The organism is Spirosoma knui (genome assembly GCF_054780635.1).
In genome coordinates, this window is record NZ_BAAGVY010000004.1 from 184,419 (window position 1) to 201,581 (window position 17,163).

A 17,163-nucleotide genomic window follows, 5' to 3' on the forward strand; every position below is an offset into this window, starting at 1 on the left:
ATTGAATCATTAATCACACGTAAACAAAAACATTCCAAAACTATGAAAGCAATCACGAAATCCGCCTTCTTTTTCATGGCTATGATCGCCCTTGCAACCTCTTGCAGCTCGAAAAAGACTGAAACTGAAAGCACGACTACGACCGATTCGACCACGACCATGTCATCTGATTCTTCTTCGATGATGGCTACGGATTCTACGATGGCTACGGATTCGGCTTCGACCATGTCGTCGGATAGCGCGAAGTAATTTAGCTAAGGCACAACTGCCGGTATATTTTACCGACACCGCTATAAACGTTTGAAGGCCCTTTGAGAGAATCAAAGGGCCTTTTCTTTTGCTCTGTTTATTTTAAAAGCCCTTTAAGTGTATTCATCTCAATGATGGGCGCGGCTCGTTCATACAAAATCGCATAAACAGCATCGATAATCGGCATGGGAACCTTGTACCGCTGGTTGATTTCGTAAATACTTTTTACGGCGTAGTATCCTTCTGCAATCATGTTCATTTCGGCCTGAGCCGACTGAATTGTGTATCCACGGCCAATCAGGGTACCAAACGTCCGGTTGCGACTGAAGGGCGAATAAGCCGTTACGAGCAGGTCGCCCAGATAAGCTGAGCCGCTCAGATCGCGGTGTTTGGCATAGAGTGCGTCGACAAATCGACGAATTTCCTGCATGGCGTTGGAAACCAGTACAGCCTGGAAATTATCGCCATAGCCTAATCCGTGAGTAATGCCACAGGCCAGGGCAACAATATTTTTCATCACAGCCGCGTATTCAATGCCGTAAATATCATCCACCGGCGTTGTTTGCACGAACCGGCAACGTAACAAGGCAGCTACCTCCTCGGCACATGTCGCATCCTGCGAAGCAATGGTCAGGTACGATTGTTTCTCAAGCGCTACTTCTTCCGCATGGCAGGGACCGGCAATAACCGACATGCGTTCAACAGCTACGTTATATTGCTGGCTGACCCAATCCGTAACCAGTTGGTTCGCGTCGGGAATCATGCCTTTAATCGCCGACACTACGTACTTATTCCTGAAATGCTCCGGCTTTATTCCCGTTAGGGCATCCGACACAAAAGCTGCCGGAACGGCTAACACAATGTAATCACTGTCGCGGAAAGCATCCCTAATTTTAGTACACACTTTCACCTTGCGCGGATTTATCTGTACGTCACTGAGGTAACTCGGGTTATGATTATAGGCCTTGATGTGCTGCGCATCAGCTTCTTTTCGCAGCCACCATTTGATGAGTACATTGTTTTCGGACAGAATTTTTATTAGGGCTGTTGCCCAGCTTCCGCCCCCCACCATTGTAAGCCGAGTAGGTTGATTCGAGTGTTTCATACAGCAAACATACTAGTCTTTCAATTGGTGGTTACTCTTAGGGAGTTAAGCCTGCCGTTTTACTAGCCTAGGGATAACGGGGATACGGGTGACCAAATAAGCGCTACTGCCATAAATCATAGGTACTGACGTGTACCTTTACGTTTCCTATCTTGTTGAAGCCGACTGGTAAATCTGGTCGATGATATCCATTAAGATCGCACCCTGTTCGGCCGTACAAACGTTCGATGGACGACCCGCGCAGGCCTCCAGGAACGCCAACGTATTTTTCAACTGAATGTCCTCGTCCGCTAAATACGGGAAACGGACGTCGGCAAGTTCACCGGCAAGTTCGGTATGTAATGAGAACGGGAACAACGTAACGCCCGCCCGACTTCCAAACACGTCCAGGTTTCGATCCTTATCGGCCTGCTGATTGAGGGCAAACGAAGCCGACAATTCTATCGACGCTTTCGTAGGGAACGACAAGTAAGCGGTGCAGGCATCCTCTACCTCAAAGGTCGCGGGGTTCCAATCACCCATCAGGCCCTTCCCTCCCGCTTTCCCAATGAAGTCATACGTATTGGCTAGCACCTGAGTGGGCACTGCATAGTCCAACGCGCAAAGGGCCAGGTCGAGGACATGAACGCCTAAATCCATGAGCGCTCCGCCACCCTGCATCGATTTGTTGGTGAAATAACCCCAACCTGGAATCCCCCGCCGACGCAAAAATTTGGCTTTGATGTGATAGATCTCCCCCAACATTTCTTGTTCACGACAACGCATGAACAGCGCCCATTCGGGTGCCTGCCGCAGTTGAAAGTTATACGCTAAAGTTAAGCCCTTACTGGTAGCCAGGTTAGCCATTTCGCGGGCTTCATGGGCAGAAATAGCAGGTGGCTTTTCGCAGAAAACATGACAGCCTTCTTCCAGCGCCTGCATCGTAAATGGGTAATGTAAATTATTAGGCGTGCAGACGACCACCACATCGGGTCGACTCTGGCGGTACATGTCGGCGGCATCCTGAAACGCGTCCGGGATACCATGCCGATCGGCCAATGAACGCGCCTTTGCCTGATCCCGACTGCATACGGCTACAACTTCAACTCGGTCGGCTAGTTGTTTTAGAGCCGGAATATGATTAGCGTCGGCAATGTTGCCACTGCCTATAATGGCAGCACGAAATAGAGACATGGGTAAAGCGGTTTATGAACAGGATTAGGGCCCACTACGTCCAAATAACTGTATTTGCACCCGCACAAAACAGGCGCAAACAGACGAGAATACCAAATAGAAACAGGGCTCAGTAGGTATACTACCGAGCCCTGTTCTTTACTTAGCAAAAGTCAGCGTTTCTTTACTCCTCCTCTTTTTCTTGTTTCTTTTTGGCCTTTGCCGGATCACGCTTTACAATCAGATCGCCATTCGTAAGTTTTTTAGATACGGCAATAAACGGTCCTGATACGATCTGTTCGCCGGGCTTTAATCCAGAAATCACTTCAATATTTTCAAAGTCACTGATTCCTGTTTTCACTTCCCGCTGCACGGCTTTACCGCCTTGATTGACAAAAACAATTTCTTTGGGCTTCTCTTTTTTCTCGGGCACACCGGCGGGTTTTTCATCGACCGTACCATTCGGTCTGTCTTCTACTTCAGCGGTTGCTTCGGCTTCCGCACCGCGCGTAGTAACGGCCGCAATGGGGACGGCAATTACGCCAGCTTTTCGATCCGTGAGCACTTCAACCGAAGCGGTCATACCAGGCTTAAACGGATAGCCCTTCTTGTCCTTCTGAGCCAGCAGATCAGCGTAGGAATTGTTAAGAATCTTGATTTTCACTTCGAACTCCGTTACGGCATCAGAAGACAGTGACGCAGCCGCAGCGGCTCCGGATGAGCTCGTTAGTCCGTTCGCCGTGTTGGCAATTTCATACACTACACCTTTAAATTTACGTCCGGCCGTCGTATACGAATCCACTTCTATGTCGGCCGTGTCGCCCAGATTAACCCGAACAATGTCGTTTTCATTGACATTGACGCGAACTTCCATGTTTTGCAGATTGGCAATACGCATAATTTCCGTACCGGCCATTTGCGACGTACCAACGACGCGCTCTCCTAATTCAATGTTTAGCTTCGATACGGTACCATTTACGGGAGAATAAATCGTGGTTTTGCGCAGGTTCTCGGTGGCATCACGCAGGGAAGCCTCGGCGCTCTGAATGTTAAACTGAGCGGCCCGAACACTAGCCTGAGCGGCTTCTACTTCCTGCTTCGCTACGTTGAAGTTGGCTTCACTAGTTTCGAGATCTGCCGACGATACCACCTTATCCGTAAACAGCTTTCGGGTGCGTTCGTAATCGGCTTTGGCTCGAATCAGGCGCGCATTAGATTGAGATACAGACGCTTTCGATTGCTCTAACTGCGCCCGGCTCTGGTTAACGGTTGCCCGCGCCCGCGCCAGTAATGACTCATAGTTGTCGGGGCGTATGCGGCAGAGCAGCTGGCCGGCTTTGACAGGATCGCCCTCGTTTACGTACAAGCCAATAATTTCACCCGATACATCCGGACTGATTTTAACTTCAACCTGGGGCTGCACCCGCCCCGACGCGCTGACGCGTTCAATAATGTCAATGCGTTTAACGCTGGCAAAATCTACCTCGGTAGACTTAGGCTTACCGATCATTCCGGTTTGCTTAGCTGCAACTAATCCACCAACGAGCAGGACGGTTAACCCACCCAATATCCACCAAATACGGTTTGATTTCTTTTTCATGGCATGAAATGTATAATGAATAATGCAAAATGTAAAACGGTAGCCAGCTCATTTTTGAACACTACGCATTATTCATTATACACTCGCCATTATTCATTAAAAAGTAAGCGGTTTGTTCTGGTAAAAATCTAAGAGTTTGGTTCGAAATACGTAATCGTACTTAGACTGCACTAAGCTGGCCCGGGCCCGGTCGAGGTTCGATTTGGCAATATTATATTCTGTAGAATTAAGTGCCCCCGCGTTGAACCGGCTTTCTGCCACCTGAAACGACCGTTCCAGTTGAGCGACCTGCGCCTGCGTCGCCCGGTACCGGTTAGCACTGGCCCGCATGTTTGTGTAGGCGGTTTCAATCTGCTGACGTAACTGTAGACGAGCGTTGGCCGCGGCTATTTCTGAATTTTGCCGTTGGAGGGTAGCCGTCAATATCCGCGTGCGAGACAGCGAACGGTTGTAAATTGGAATCTGCAGGTTCAGGGCGACTGACCGGTTCATGTTGTTCCGGAGCTGCTCAGTAAACGAATAGTCCTCTGTTCGATAATCTTCTTGGGAGATAAAGATCTGCTGCGGAACACCATTCACAATAATTGTCTGTGGTATCTGTACTGTTGATCCGGTCGGAATCTGACGTTGCTGCCCAAAATTTGAGTAGATGGTACTAACGCCCGCGTTCAGTGTTAAGGTCGGGAGCAAATTAGCCCGCGCTACCTGCACACCAAATGCATCGCTTTTCACGCGCAGATCGGCGGCTTTTACGTCCGGCAGAAACTGTTCAGCCGTTTCATAAAGCTGCTGGTTGGTGGCTGAATATGGATCGATACTGGGGTCTGGCACGGTGACGGCTTCAACTTCAAACGTACCCGGTACGTTGGCCGCCGGTACGTTCATGGTTTGCAGCAGGGCCAGTTTAGCCAGATCAATGTTGTTCTGCGCATTCACAATGGCAAGTTCATCGTTGGCGATCTGCGCCCGGATGTCGAACAGGTTAGCTTCGGGCAACGACCCTGCGTTAACCAATCGCTGGGTGCGGTCGAGCTGGGCACGCGATACGTCGAGCTGCCGCTGGGCTACTACCAACTGTTCCTGGTTAGTCAATACGTTCAGGTAGTTCTGAACCACCGTCAGCGCTACGTTATTCTGGGTAGCCTGCAGGGCCTGCTGGTTTGACTGCCGGAGATAATCGTTTTGCTTGATTGTATTTTGCAGCGCCATTCCATTGTAAACGGTCACCTGCGTATTCAACTGAAAGTTGTTCGACAAAATACCGCGCTCCACGAACGCGTTGGTTACGGGGTTGATGTTAAACCCGGAACTATAGTTCTGTGAAGCAAAGCCGCCGACGTTGGGTAAGCGGTTTAATTTCGACTGGCGCAGCTGCAATTCGCTGTTTTCGAGCTGAACCTGGCTTTGGCGTACCGTCAGGTTATTTTGCAAACCGACATCAATACACTGTTGTAGATTAAACCGCGATGAGGCACTCGTAGTGGCCGCTGGCCGATTACCCGGTGAGACAACGCCCGGGGTGTTGGTGTTCTGCGCGTATGTTCCCGACAAACCAGTCGTAAGTAACAGGGCTAGCACAAGCCGACTTTGTCTCCACGCAACTCGCATACTCATAATTTTTGATGGTTCAATGTTACAAACTTACCTTCGGCGCAGCTATCTTTTTTGGATAAACGGCGCAAAACAAGCATGAATCTGGTTTATAATTCGGATATACTATCCGAGAAAGAATTTATCGTTGACATTAGCGATCGAGCGTTTCAGTACGGCGACGGCCTGTTCGAAACGATTCGGTACGAGCGGGGTCAGCTGTGGTTCTGGCCCGACCATTACGATCGGCTGACCCGGGGACTGTCGGCGCTCCAACTGAATCTGCCTGCCTGCGTCGATATGGCAACGCTAAAAAAATCAATTCTGGAGCTTCTTGCCGCAAACGGACTAAGTGATCAGCCAGCCCGAATCAAAATTCAGGTCTGGCGACGGCCAGGGGGGTTGTATACACCAACTCATCACGCTGGTAATTTCCTTATTTCGGCCAGGCCCGGTCAGCCATTTTCTATTTCCACGCAAAAAAACGTAGTTATCTACCATGCGTTTCGCTTATCTCCCTCACCAATTTCATCGTTCAAAACAATAAATGCCTTGCCCTACGTATTGGCTGGCCTTTATAAGCAGGAACAAGGCTCTAACGACGTTATTCTACTGGATACGCAAGGCCATCTGGCTGAGTGCATCGCATCAAACCTGTTCTGGATTGCTGGCGACACTTTATATACCCCTTCGCTCCAGAGCGGCTGCATCGACGGTATTGCCCGGCGTCAACTACTTAGTACGTCCTCGAACGCACGGGAAGGCTTGTTTTCGCCCGATACGTTATCCAGAGCTGACGTTGTTTTTGCCGCTAATGTGATGGGCATTCAGCTATTCCAGGGCGAGTTTACGAATGCGTTCGGGAAGCAGATCAGGCAGATTTTTACCGAAACCAGCTCGCTCTAGCTTTGCACCTGTGTGCCCAGGACTTCAGACTCCAGCCAGCCATCTTTCAGGCGTAGTACACGATTCCCGTATTCGGCATTAACCTCGGAGTGCGTCACCTGAACGATAGTCACCCCATCTTTCTGATTTAGCTCGCGGAACAGTTCCATGATGTCGCGGGCCTGATCGGAGTGCAGGTTTCCAGTTGGCTCATCGGCGAAAATAACCTTAGGTTCGGCCGCCAGAGCACGGGCAATGCCTACAAGTTGCTGCTGCCCCCCCGATAGCTGAGCCGGAAATAAGTCTTTTTTGGCCACCATATTGAAGCGATCGAGTAATTCGGCCACGCGGCTTTTCCGCTCCGACCCGCTCAGGCCTTTGTAGAGTAAAGGCGTTTCGATGTTTTCATAAACCGTCAGTTCGTCGATCAGGTGATACGCCTGAAACACAAACCCGATCTGGGTCCGGTGAAGCTCGGTACGTCTTTTTTCCGAAAGCTTCTGCACCGGCGCGTCGTCAAATAGGTATTCGCCCTCCGACGGTTCTTCGAGCAGACCAAGAATATGCAGCAGTGTAGACTTCCCGGAGCCGGATGGTCCCATAATGGAAACGAACTCACCCTGGGCAATATCGAGGCTGACGTTACGTAACACATAAACCCGGCCAAACCCGGCAGGATAGTACTTTGACACGTTGCGAAGTTGAATCATAATCTAATGTCTTAAGGCTTTTCTATGTTTACTGCGTGGTTCAAGTGTCGTGCCAGATTTCAAACTGGTTGATTTTGAAACGCTTACTTGACCATTGGGTAAATTTACGTCCGATACTGGACAGTTGCTCACTCGAAACCGGACATAATTTTTTCCGGCTCATGCAACGTAACGCTGTTTTTTCACATCTTCACATCAGAACAAACCTTTCTCCATTATGAAAGCAATTGCCTTAGCGCTATTTATACTGACCGGCTTTACAACCGCTGACCGCGACTGGAAAAAAGACAGAGCCGTTTCGGGCTTTACCGGGCTGAGTGTTACCAGTGGTATTGATGTTTATCTGACCCAGGGAAGCTCGGAAAAATTGACGTTGGAGGTGAAAGGAGTTGAGGAAGAAGACGTTAAATCAGAAGTCAAAAACGGCGTCCTGCGCCTGTACATCGACCGGAAAGGCACGAATTGGGGAATGAATTTCGGTAAAGACCGGTACGTAAAAGCTTACCTGACCTTTAAGCAGTTAAGTAATCTGCAAGCCACGGGTGGAGCCGACGTATTTGGCCAGAACAAACTGACCTTCAACAATCTGAACCTTGAAGCATCGGGCGGTTCGGACGTAAAGCTAGACCTACAGGCCGATGAGCTCAATGTGTCGGCTTCGGGGGGAGCCGATGCCATTTTACAGGGAACGGCCCGTACGTTAAACGCGAGCGGATCAGGTGGGGCTGACCTGGATGCGCGGAAACTAACCGCCGAGATTTGCAACGCGAACTCGTCGGGTGGTTCAGATGTCTACGTAAACGCGACCAAAGAGTTGAGTATGAAAGCCTCGGGCGGTTCGGACATTTACTACTACGGCCCAGCCAAGGTGCTTGCCAAAAGCGAATCGGGCGGTTCAGATATTTCGAAGCGGAACTAGAAAAAGAGCAAAAGAGCGAAAGAGCAACAGCGTGAATGGATAACTTTGCTTATTCATTCACTCTTTTGCTCTTTCGCTCTTTTGACACCCACAATTGGCATTCTCGGTGGCGGGCAGCTTGGCCTCATGCTCCTGCAAGCCGCCATCGACTGGAACCTCCGGGTTCACATCCTCGACGCTGACGCGCAGGCTCCCTGCCGCCACCTCTGCACGCAATTCACGCAAGGTTCACTCACCGATTATGACACCGTTTATCAATTCGGGCAAACGGTTGATGTGCTGACCATTGAAATTGAGCGTGTTAACGTCGATGCGCTCGAAGCCCTCGAACGAGAAGGCAAACGGGTCTTTCCGCAGCCCTCCGTAATCCGTACGATTCAGGACAAACGGCTTCAAAAACAGTTTTACCGGGACCATAACCTGCCCACGGCCGATTTTATCCTGACGGAGAACCGCGCTGATGTTGCCCAGCATACCGACTTTCTACCAGCGTTTCACAAGCTTGGCCGCGATGGCTACGATGGTCGCGGTGTACAGCGCGTTTCTTCAACGGCAGATATTGATAAAGCCTTCGACGCACCGGGCGTCCTGGAGAAAGCCGTCGACTTCGACAAAGAGCTAGCCGTTATCGTAGCCCGCAACGAGCGCGGTGAAGTCCAGACCTTCCCGACGGTAGAAATGGTGTTTCATCCCGAACTCAATCTAGTAGAGTACCTGTTTGCCCCTGCCGAAATTTCTGACGAGATCAACGATCAGGCGCAGGCGATTGCGCGCCAAACAGCCAACGCTTTTGGTATCGTTGGCTTGCTGGCAGTGGAATTGTTTCTGGATAAATCAGGTAACGTACTGATTAACGAGGTAGCTCCACGCCCCCACAATAGTGGCCACCATACCATGCGGGCTAACGTAACGTCCCAGTTTGAGCAGCACTGGCGAGCCATTCTGAACTATCCGCTGGGCGATACAACCTATTATCAGCCAGCCGCCATGGTTAACCTCCTGGGCGAAGACGGTCACACCGGCCCGGCAGTCTACGAAGGATTGGAAACGGTACTGGCTATGCCGGGCATATTTCCGTTTTTCTACGGCAAAGCGATTACCAAACCCTTCCGCAAGATGGGACACGTAACGGTGATGGACGCGACGATGGACGCCCTGCGCGAAAAAGTTGCCGACGTAAAAGCCGGGATTCGGGTAATATCGACGTAACGACTGACTAAATAAACAGGCTGACGCACAATCCCTAAGGACCATACGTCAGCCTGTTTTATAAAATGACTCCTCAAGCCACCGGATTCTCCAACGTACCAATTCCGTCGATCGTAATTCGAACAACGTCCCCCGACTGAAGCGTAAAATCATCGGGCGGCACGATGCCCGTTCCGGTCATCAGATAGCAGCCGTTCGGAAACGAGCATTCGCGGAACAGGAACGATACAAGCTCCGTATGCTGCCGTTTCATCTGACTGATGGCAATGCTCTGGGTAAAGACAACCTCACCGTCACGACTGATTTCCAGTTGTATCTGCGTGTCTGGACCAATCGGTGATTCGGGAACGTAAAGGCATGGACCAAGCGCAGCGCTGCCGTCGTACGTTTTTGCCTGAGGCAGGTACAGAGGATTTTCGCCTTCGATGCTTCGCGAACTCATATCGTTGCCGCAGGTGTAGCCAACAATCTTGCCCGACGACGTAATGAACAGGGTTAACTCAGGCTCGGGTACGTTCCAGGTCGAATCCTGACGAATTCGAACGGCTGCTCCTGGTGCCACTACTCGTTCGGGCGTAGCCTTAAAAAACAGTTCCGGGCGCTCGGCATCGTAAACACGATCGTAGAAGTTGTCGCCACCCGATTTTTTTGATTCTTCCATACGCGCATCGCGGCTGCGCAGGTACGTAACGCCCGACGCCCAAACTTCCTGCCGACCGATGGGAGACAGCAGCCCCTGAGCAATCGGATTGGCACTTGCCTCCGATGCACTGGATGCTGCGATCGCTTGTGTTAACACCTCGTGTAAATTGTCCTGATTGACGAGTTGGTCCCAATCGGTTGCCTGAACAGGGTAATATTGGTTATCTGATTCGACAAGGAAGCCAGCGCTGGTTTTGTAGAGTTTCATAAATGACTAAGGATTTGACGGCAATTATAGAGTAAAGCGACGACTTTTCTGGACAAAAAGCGTTATCTTAGGTAATTCACTACCTCGTTCCGATGCTGCAAAAAACCAGGGGTATTGCCCTCAGCTATATCCGTTACCGCGAAACGTCCATCATTGCCCGCGTTTACACCGAAGAGTTTGGCCTGCAAAGCTATATCGTGAATGGCGTCAGGAGCGCCAAGAGCAAAAGCAATCGGATTGCGCTGTTTCAGCCCCTGACCCTACTGGAAATGGTCGTTTACTACAAAAACGACCGGGACCTGCATCGACTTTCCGAAGTAAAAACGAACCATCCGTTTCAAAGTCTGCCGTTCGACGTAAGCAAGTCGACCATCGCCATTTTCGTGACGGATATCCTGAATAAAGTGCTGAAAGAAGAAGCCAGTAGCCCGATCCTCTACCGCTTTCTGATCGACTCGGTCTTGTTTCTGGAGGAAGCCCAAACCAACTACGAAAACTTTCACCTGACGTTTCTCCTGAAGCTGTCGTTCTTCCTCGGATTTGGGCCGGAGAGCGCCCGTGAGTTCGAGAATCAGCTTCGCGAGAACTCCTATCCTTTCTTGCCGGACAATGAGATGGAAACAGCCTTAAATATCATGCTCCGGCAACCATTCGGCACACCCATAAAGCTTGCACGTTCGGCCCGCAACGAACTGCTTGACGCGCTGGTGGCGTATTACCAGATCCACATTGATTCGATCGGGGAAGTGAAGTCGCTGCCCGTATTACGTGAAGTGTTGGGGTAAAAAAAGATCCTTAATTAGAATAACTATCTGATAATGGACTCAGACGCAAAAAATATTTGGGAGAATTTCGTTAATCCCCCAGTAATTAAGAATAGGCTTATTTCGGCTTCGATATATGTAACAGCTTATGAGATTTTGAAAAATAGCATTATTGAACGTGTCAAGTCGGTATATGTTTTACCTATTACAGACCAGGATGGGGTTACAGAATATGAGTCAGAAGTACTGTCAAAGGACAAGAAGAAAAGACCTCTTTCTGCCTCATTAAATTGGCTCTACGATAATGATGTATTCGACGATAATGACCTTAAAGCGTTCAAGTTAGTAACAGACTGTAGAAATATCATCGCTCATGAAATGCCTTTAGTAGTAACAGGTGAGGTAGAGCCTAACTATCTTTCTCTCCTAATAGAAGTAGTCAGAATCATACGCAAGATTGAAATTTGGTGGATTATTAATTTTGAGATTCCCGCAAATTCTGATTACGATGGGAAAGTAATAAATGAAGAGGAAATAATACCTGGTATATTAATCATGATTCAGATGATGCTTGAGGTCGCCTTGGGGCCTGAAGAACAATCTACGTCTTATTTAAATGCATTGAAACAAACTTCTAAAAAGTAGTCAGGCAATACTAGATCTTCCGTTTCAGTTCGAAGTGCTGGCCTAAGTACAGTCGCCGGACCTGCTCGTCGCTGGCTAGTTCTTCGGCAGTGCCCTGTTTCAGAATCTTGCCTTCGAACAACAGATACGCCCGGTCGGTAATCGACAGCGTTTCGTTTACGTTGTGGTCGGTGATCAGAATACCAATGTTCTTGTGCTTCAGCTTGGCGACAATGCTCTGAATGTCCTCAACAGCAATCGGGTCAACCCCGGCGAACGGTTCATCAAGCAGAATGAATTTCGGATCGACAGCTAGTGCCCGGGCGATTTCAGTACGTCGGCGTTCACCACCCGACAACACTTTACCCTTGCTCTTGCGGACGTGCGTCAGGCTAAATTCCTCCAGTAGCTCCTGAACCTTATCTCTCCGGTCCGCCTTCGGCATATCCGTCATTTCGAGCACTGCCAGTACGTTCTCTTCCACGGATAAATCGCGAAACACGGAGGCTTCCTGCGCCAGATACCCTAAGCCTAACCGCGCCCGTTTGTACATCGGTAGATCCGTTACGTCGATATCGTCGATGAATACTTTACCGCTATTGGGCTTAACCAAGCCAACCGCCATGTAAAACGAGGTCGTTTTCCCCGCGCCGTTTGGCCCTAGCAGCCCCACAATTTCGCCTTGCGCAACCTGATACGATACGTTGTTATTGACGAGTCGGGAGCCGTATTTTTTGATTAGGTTTTCCGTTCTGAGAATCATTCGTTCTATGAGTCAATCATCAGTGTAACACAACCGGCTGATGACTAATTGCCGCATTTAATATCTTTTAACATTAATTGCAGCGACATATTTCCGTTAAAGAAATTCTGTTCGATTTGGTAGCAAATCGAGAAAGGCTGTCCAGCGCGAAGCCGATGAGCAAAATGCGCCATGCCGAACCCAACGGCAGTTAGCGAATGCCCGGTTCTCTGCTGCCGCACACTGATTTTCAGGTGTTTCTCCTTCATAATGATCGGCTCGTTTGCCAGATACACATCCTCCGTCATAAAGACGGGTTGCATATTGTGCGGCCCGAACGGCCCCATCTGCTTCACAATCCGAACGAGCTTGTCATTGATTTCACTGAAATCCAGAGGCAGGTCAATATCGACCAGTGGTGTCAGGTGTTCTTCCTTGATTTTTCGGGCAACAACTTCTTCAAATTTCTGGCGAAACGCGTCGATGTTATCAACCGGCATGGTCATGCCAGCCGCGAAGGTGTGACCGCCAAACTGCTCCAGCAGCTCAGCGCATTCCTCGATCGCTTCGTATACGTCGAAACCAGGTACCGACCGAGCTGATCCGGCGGCCTTGTCGTGCGACTGAGTCAGGATAATGGTTGGGCGGTGAAAATGCTCAATGCACCGCGACGCCACAATACCGATTACGCCTTTATGCCAGGTTGCATCGTACAACACGGTCGTTTTTGCCTGGACCATTGCCTCATTTTGCCGAATCATAGCCAGAGCCTGCTCGGTGATGCTGCTGTCAAACTCCCGACGGCTGTTATTGTGCTTGTTGATCGCCATCGCAAAATTGTCGGCATCTTCTTCCGACTCGGCCAACAGCAACTGTACGGCAGCTTTTGCGTGCTGAATTCGTCCCGCAGCATTGATCCGGGGTCCTAGCCCAAATACTACGTTCGTAATATCGAGCTCGTTCTTAAAACCCGCTACTTTGATTAACGCCTTTAAACCGATTCGGGGAGCTGTGTTCAGGTATTTTAACCCGTAATGCGCCATAATCCGGTTTTCACCCGTGATCGGCACAATGTCCGACGCAATGCTGACCGCAACCAGATCGAGGTAAGGGTATAAATTATCCAGCGGAATGTTAGTCTTGTGACAAAAGGCCTGCAACAACTTAAAGCCTACGCCACAGCCACTCAGTTCTTTGTACGGATACTGACAATCGTCGCGTTTAGGATCGAGAACGGCCGCAGCATCAGGAAGCTCCGTGCCTGGACGGTGGTGATCACAGATGATAAAATCAACACCTAATGCTTTAGCTTCGGCGACCCGCTCAATGGATTTGATACCGCAGTCGAGAGCAATAATTAACGTAAAGCCATTTTCAGCGGCCCACTGAATACCCTGTGTCGAGATTCCGTACCCTTCTTTGTAGCGATCGGGTATGTAATAATCTATTTTTGCGTGATAGTTTTTCAGGAAGCCGTATACCAGCGCGACAGAAGTTGTTCCGTCTACGTCATAATCCCCGTAGATAAGAATTTTTTCTTCCTGACCTGGCTTCATAGCCCGTTTCAGGCGCTCGATGGCCCGGTCCATGTCTTTCATCCGGAATGGCGGATGCAGATGACCGATTTCAGGCCGGAAAAACGCTTTAGCTTGCTCAAACGAATGAACGCCCCGCTGAACTAACAAAGCGGCTAGAAATGGACTTATGTTAAGTGACTGCGTTAAAGACTCGATAGCAACGCGTTGCTCCGTCGATTCGGGGAAAGGTTTGGTGATCCATCGTCTCTGGGCAGGTGTCGGTTGGGCTATCATACTTGCAAAATAAATTCGTTTTTAGAAAAAGATTGTGTTTATGTTCAGTTTGCTTTCTATTCTCAGCTTATTTTTCGTCAACAATCCAGATTTTGAAGGTCCTAAAAAAGCAAACCTTAAAGTCGACATTCAAAACGTTCGTCATGCCAAAGGAGCAGTATATGTAGCGCTGTTTCGCCCCGGCCCTGATTTTCCACAAGGTAAGCCAACGGAAGGGCGAAAGCTAGACGCCGAGACGAATAGTGTGTCGACCACTTTCGCCGTGGAACCGGGCGACTATGCCATTGCCGTGTACCACGACGAAAACGGGAACGGTAAGATGGATAAACGCATGTTTGGTATTCCTAAGGAACCCTACGGGTTTAGTAATAATTTCCGCCCAACGATGTCGGCCCCCAAGTTTACCGATTGTAAGTTCACGGTCGGCACCGACGGTAAGGCCATCAGCATCAAATTAGACGGATTTTAGGTTTGAACTCGCGTTGGCTGCATTTTTAATAGCATATACTCAGAAACTTTCCGTACTTTTGTCCGGCAAATAACACCACCTGTTTATTTGCCATGAGCTTAGATACCAGTAAGTTTCTTTACGAGGCTCTCACTTACGACGACGTACTGCTGCTGCCTGCCTACTCAGAGGTTCTCCCGCGCGATACAAGCACTGTCACCCAACTTACCCGCGAAATCCAGTTAAACATTCCGCTTATCTCGGCGGCAATGGATACCGTTACAGAGTCAGCGCTGGCTATTGCCATGGCGCAGGAGGGGGGTATCGGGATGATCCACAAGAACATGAGTGTGGAGGCCCAGGCCGATGAGGTTCGCCGAGTGAAGCGCTCGGAAAGCGGGATGATTATTGATCCTATTACGCTCGCCGAAAGTGCTACGCTGTCCGACGCACTCAAAATCATGCGTGAGTTCAAGATCGGAGGTATTCCGGTCGTTGACGAAAACGGCAAGCTGGTGGGTATCCTTACCAACCGCGATCTGCGTTTCCAGAGTGATTTGTCGAAGCCGGTTACCGATATTATGACCCGCGAGAAGCTCATAACGGCCACCACCGGATTAACCCTGGATGAAGCCGAGAGCATTCTGCAGGAATACCGCATTGAGAAGCTTCCGATTGTTGATGAAGAGAATCGCCTGGTCGGCCTCATTACGTATAAAGATATTCTCAAGAAAAAGAGCCACCCCAACGCTTGTAAGGACGAATTAGGCCGTTTGCGCGTGGGAGCCGCCGTTGGCGTAACCCCCGACCTGACCCGACGTATTGAAGCGCTCGTGAAAGCCGGTGTCGACGTAATCAGTGTCGATACTGCCCACGGCCACTCGAAGGGAGTAATCGACGCGGTACGTGGCATTAAACAGCAGTTTCCTAAACTACAGGTCATTGCCGGCAACGTAGCTACCGGCGAAGGTGCTAAAGCACTGGCTGATGCGGGTGCTGATGCCGTGAAAGTCGGGGTTGGCCCAGGCTCGATCTGTACGACTCGGATCATCGCCGGTATTGGTATGCCCCAGTTAACGGCGGTTTACGAAGCCGCAAAAGCCCTACAGGGAACCGGAGTACCCGTTATTGCCGACGGTGGTATTCGCTTCTCGGGCGACATCACCAAAGCCCTGGCGGGCGGAGCCAGTACGGTCATGATCGGTTCGCTACTGGCGGGTACCGAAGAAGCCCCTGGCGAAGTCGTCTTATACGAAGGTCGACGGTTTAAAACGTACCGGGGTATGGGATCGGTTGAAGCGATGGAAGACGGCTCTAAGGATCGCTACTTCCAGGATGCAGAAGACGATATCAAAAAACTCGTTCCCGAGGGTATTGTGGGGCGGGTTCCCTTCAAAGGCCATGTTTCTGAGATTGTGTATCAGATGGTCGGTGGTTTAAAAGCTGGTATGGGCTATTGCGGAGCCATCGATATTCCGGCTCTGCAGCAGGCTAAGTTTGTGAAAATCACCTCGGCAGGTGTGCGCGAAAGTCATCCCCACGATATTCAGATCCAGAAAGAAGCGCCAAACTATTCAGCGAGGTAATCTGAAGCGCACAGCGGCCCTGCGGGATTGAGCTGATAGGCATTGATTTAGCTGATTTGACTTGATTTAATAAATCAGGTAATTAGTTTACTTTCAGCTCAATCCCGCAGGGTCGCCTGTGCAATTCAGATATAATAGACCGTACTGTTGGTGCCGTGGTTCGTCAGGTTGATTTCGCGGATGCCCACGCGGTAGTTGTCAATGACCATATTGGGCGTATCCTGTCGTAGCTGCATAAACGTAGACGGACTCAACAATACGAGCAAATTGCCGCGTTGTACGATCTTATCGACGTGGTAGTGACCACAGACAATCGTTACGTGGCAGGGCAGGTCCTTGATCAACTCCAGAAACTGATCGGTTTGCCGGAAGCTATAGTGGCGGTCCATGAACGTAACGTCGGCCGGCACGGGCGGGTGGTGCATAAACACCAGTACGTTGCTGTCTCGTAAGGCCGACATAAATTCACGCAGCCATGCCCATTGAGTGGGCGACATTATACCTTTGGCGGTATCAAGAAAAAGAGTTGGCCGACCTTCAAGCGGTATTGCATAATACAATTCGTCGCCATGTAAGTAGTTTGTTCGGTCAAATTCCTCGGCTAACAAGGTAGAATCATCGTGATTACCCGCAATTACGTAGTACGGATACGGTAATTTATCCAGTTGCTCCCGGGCCCATTTGTAAATACCCGGATCGCCCGTCGAGTAGCAGATGTCGCCACCAATGACCAGGCAGCTGGGCTTAATCTGCGGAAGAAATGCCAGTGCATTCAGAAAATTTTGCCGTACATCAACCTCCTGTGGCTTCTCGCCTTCGGCGCTCAGGTGTATATCCGTGATAAACGCTATTTTCATAC

The 17,163-nt window shown here is 49.9% G+C and carries 17 protein-coding genes; 8 read left to right on the top strand and 9 right to left on the bottom strand.

Annotation, left to right across the window (positions count from 1 at the left end; all coding sequences use genetic code 11):
- The first annotated feature begins 42 nt into the window (after positions 1 to 42).
- Positions 43 to 249 carry a hypothetical protein gene (locus tag ACYVIY_RS11405; RefSeq protein WP_460976473.1) on the top strand — a complete coding sequence of 69 codons (207 nt, stop codon included), beginning with the start codon at positions 43 to 45 and terminating at the stop codon, positions 247 to 249.
- 97 nt (positions 250 to 346) lie between these two features.
- On the opposite strand, the gene ACYVIY_RS11410 is transcribed toward ACYVIY_RS11405, so the two are convergent.
- The 4 genes from ACYVIY_RS11410 to ACYVIY_RS11425 form a co-directional block, all read right to left on the bottom strand.
- Positions 347 to 1,354 carry an NAD(P)H-dependent glycerol-3-phosphate dehydrogenase gene (locus tag ACYVIY_RS11410; RefSeq protein WP_460976474.1) on the bottom strand — a complete coding sequence of 336 codons (1,008 nt, stop codon included), beginning with the start codon at positions 1,352 to 1,354 and terminating at the stop codon, positions 347 to 349.
- Positions 1,355 to 1,501: 147 nt separating this feature from the next.
- Positions 1,502 to 2,527, bottom strand: a complete 1,026-nt coding sequence (locus ACYVIY_RS11415; protein ID WP_460976475.1) for a Gfo/Idh/MocA family protein — start codon at positions 2,525 to 2,527, stop codon at positions 1,502 to 1,504.
- A 163-nt stretch (positions 2,528 to 2,690) separates the two neighbouring features.
- Positions 2,691 to 4,106, bottom strand: coding sequence for an efflux RND transporter periplasmic adaptor subunit (locus ACYVIY_RS11420; RefSeq protein ID WP_460976476.1), 1,416 nt, complete (start codon positions 4,104 to 4,106; stop codon positions 2,691 to 2,693).
- A gap of 96 nt (positions 4,107 to 4,202) precedes the next feature.
- Positions 4,203 to 5,714 carry a TolC family protein gene (locus tag ACYVIY_RS11425; protein ID WP_460976478.1) on the bottom strand — a complete coding sequence of 504 codons (1,512 nt, stop codon included), beginning with the start codon at positions 5,712 to 5,714 and terminating at the stop codon, positions 4,203 to 4,205.
- An 81-nt stretch (positions 5,715 to 5,795) separates the two neighbouring features.
- On the opposite strand from ACYVIY_RS11425, the gene ACYVIY_RS11430 reads away from it, so the two are divergent.
- Complete coding sequence (locus tag ACYVIY_RS11430) at positions 5,796 to 6,602, top strand: aminotransferase class IV (RefSeq protein ID WP_460976479.1); 807 nt, start codon at positions 5,796 to 5,798, stop codon at positions 6,600 to 6,602.
- Here the strand turns inward: ACYVIY_RS11430 and ACYVIY_RS11435 are convergent.
- Positions 6,599 to 7,291 (bottom strand): ABC transporter ATP-binding protein, encoded by a 693-nt coding sequence (locus ACYVIY_RS11435; RefSeq protein ID WP_460976480.1) that lies wholly within the window; start codon positions 7,289 to 7,291, stop codon positions 6,599 to 6,601. The genes ACYVIY_RS11430 and ACYVIY_RS11435 overlap by 4 nt on opposite strands.
- Before the next feature lie 217 nt (positions 7,292 to 7,508).
- Here ACYVIY_RS11435 and ACYVIY_RS11440 point away from each other — a divergent pair, with 217 nt between their 5' ends.
- Entirely contained in the window at positions 7,509 to 8,210 is a 702-nt protein-coding gene (locus ACYVIY_RS11440) for a head GIN domain-containing protein (protein WP_460976481.1), read from the top strand.
- A gap of 81 nt (positions 8,211 to 8,291) precedes the next feature.
- Positions 8,292 to 9,419 carry a 5-(carboxyamino)imidazole ribonucleotide synthase gene (locus tag ACYVIY_RS11445; RefSeq protein WP_460976482.1) on the top strand — a complete coding sequence of 376 codons (1,128 nt, stop codon included), beginning with the start codon at positions 8,292 to 8,294 and terminating at the stop codon, positions 9,417 to 9,419.
- A 73-nt stretch (positions 9,420 to 9,492) separates the two neighbouring features.
- Here ACYVIY_RS11445 and ACYVIY_RS11450 read toward each other — a convergent pair whose 3' ends face one another.
- Entirely contained in the window at positions 9,493 to 10,329 is an 837-nt protein-coding gene (locus tag ACYVIY_RS11450; protein WP_460976483.1) for a fumarylacetoacetate hydrolase family protein, read from the bottom strand.
- 92 nt (positions 10,330 to 10,421) lie between these two features.
- On the opposite strand from ACYVIY_RS11450, the gene recO reads away from it, so the two are divergent.
- Both recO and ACYVIY_RS11460 read left to right on the top strand, forming a co-directional pair.
- Positions 10,422 to 11,114, top strand: a complete 693-nt coding sequence (recO, locus tag ACYVIY_RS11455; RefSeq protein ID WP_460976484.1) for a DNA repair protein RecO — start codon at positions 10,422 to 10,424, stop codon at positions 11,112 to 11,114.
- A gap of 33 nt (positions 11,115 to 11,147) precedes the next feature.
- Entirely contained in the window at positions 11,148 to 11,738 is a 591-nt protein-coding gene (locus tag ACYVIY_RS11460; protein ID WP_460976485.1) for a hypothetical protein, read from the top strand.
- Between the two features lie 10 nt (positions 11,739 to 11,748).
- Here ACYVIY_RS11460 and lptB read toward each other — a convergent pair whose 3' ends face one another.
- Together lptB and recJ are read right to left on the bottom strand one after the other, a co-directional pair.
- Positions 11,749 to 12,480 (bottom strand): LPS export ABC transporter ATP-binding protein, encoded by a 732-nt coding sequence (gene lptB, locus ACYVIY_RS11465; protein ID WP_460976486.1) that lies wholly within the window; start codon positions 12,478 to 12,480, stop codon positions 11,749 to 11,751.
- Between the two features lie 44 nt (positions 12,481 to 12,524).
- Positions 12,525 to 14,270 carry a single-stranded-DNA-specific exonuclease RecJ gene (gene recJ, locus ACYVIY_RS11470; protein ID WP_460976487.1) on the bottom strand — a complete coding sequence of 582 codons (1,746 nt, stop codon included), beginning with the start codon at positions 14,268 to 14,270 and terminating at the stop codon, positions 12,525 to 12,527.
- A 40-nt stretch (positions 14,271 to 14,310) separates the two neighbouring features.
- Here recJ and ACYVIY_RS11475 point away from each other — a divergent pair, with 40 nt between their 5' ends.
- Complete coding sequence (locus tag ACYVIY_RS11475) at positions 14,311 to 14,739, top strand: DUF2141 domain-containing protein (RefSeq protein ID WP_460976488.1); 429 nt, start codon at positions 14,311 to 14,313, stop codon at positions 14,737 to 14,739.
- 92 nt (positions 14,740 to 14,831) lie between these two features.
- The gene (guaB, locus tag ACYVIY_RS11480; RefSeq protein ID WP_460976489.1) at positions 14,832 to 16,304 is read left to right on the top strand and encodes an IMP dehydrogenase; all 1,473 of its coding nucleotides are present in this window, start codon (positions 14,832 to 14,834) and stop codon (positions 16,302 to 16,304) included.
- Positions 16,305 to 16,429: 125 nt separating this feature from the next.
- Here the strand turns inward: guaB and ACYVIY_RS11485 are convergent, their stop codons facing one another.
- Positions 16,430 to 17,161 (bottom strand): metallophosphoesterase family protein, encoded by a 732-nt coding sequence (locus ACYVIY_RS11485; RefSeq protein WP_460976490.1) that lies wholly within the window; start codon positions 17,159 to 17,161, stop codon positions 16,430 to 16,432.
- Positions 17,162 to 17,163 lie beyond the last annotated feature (2 nt).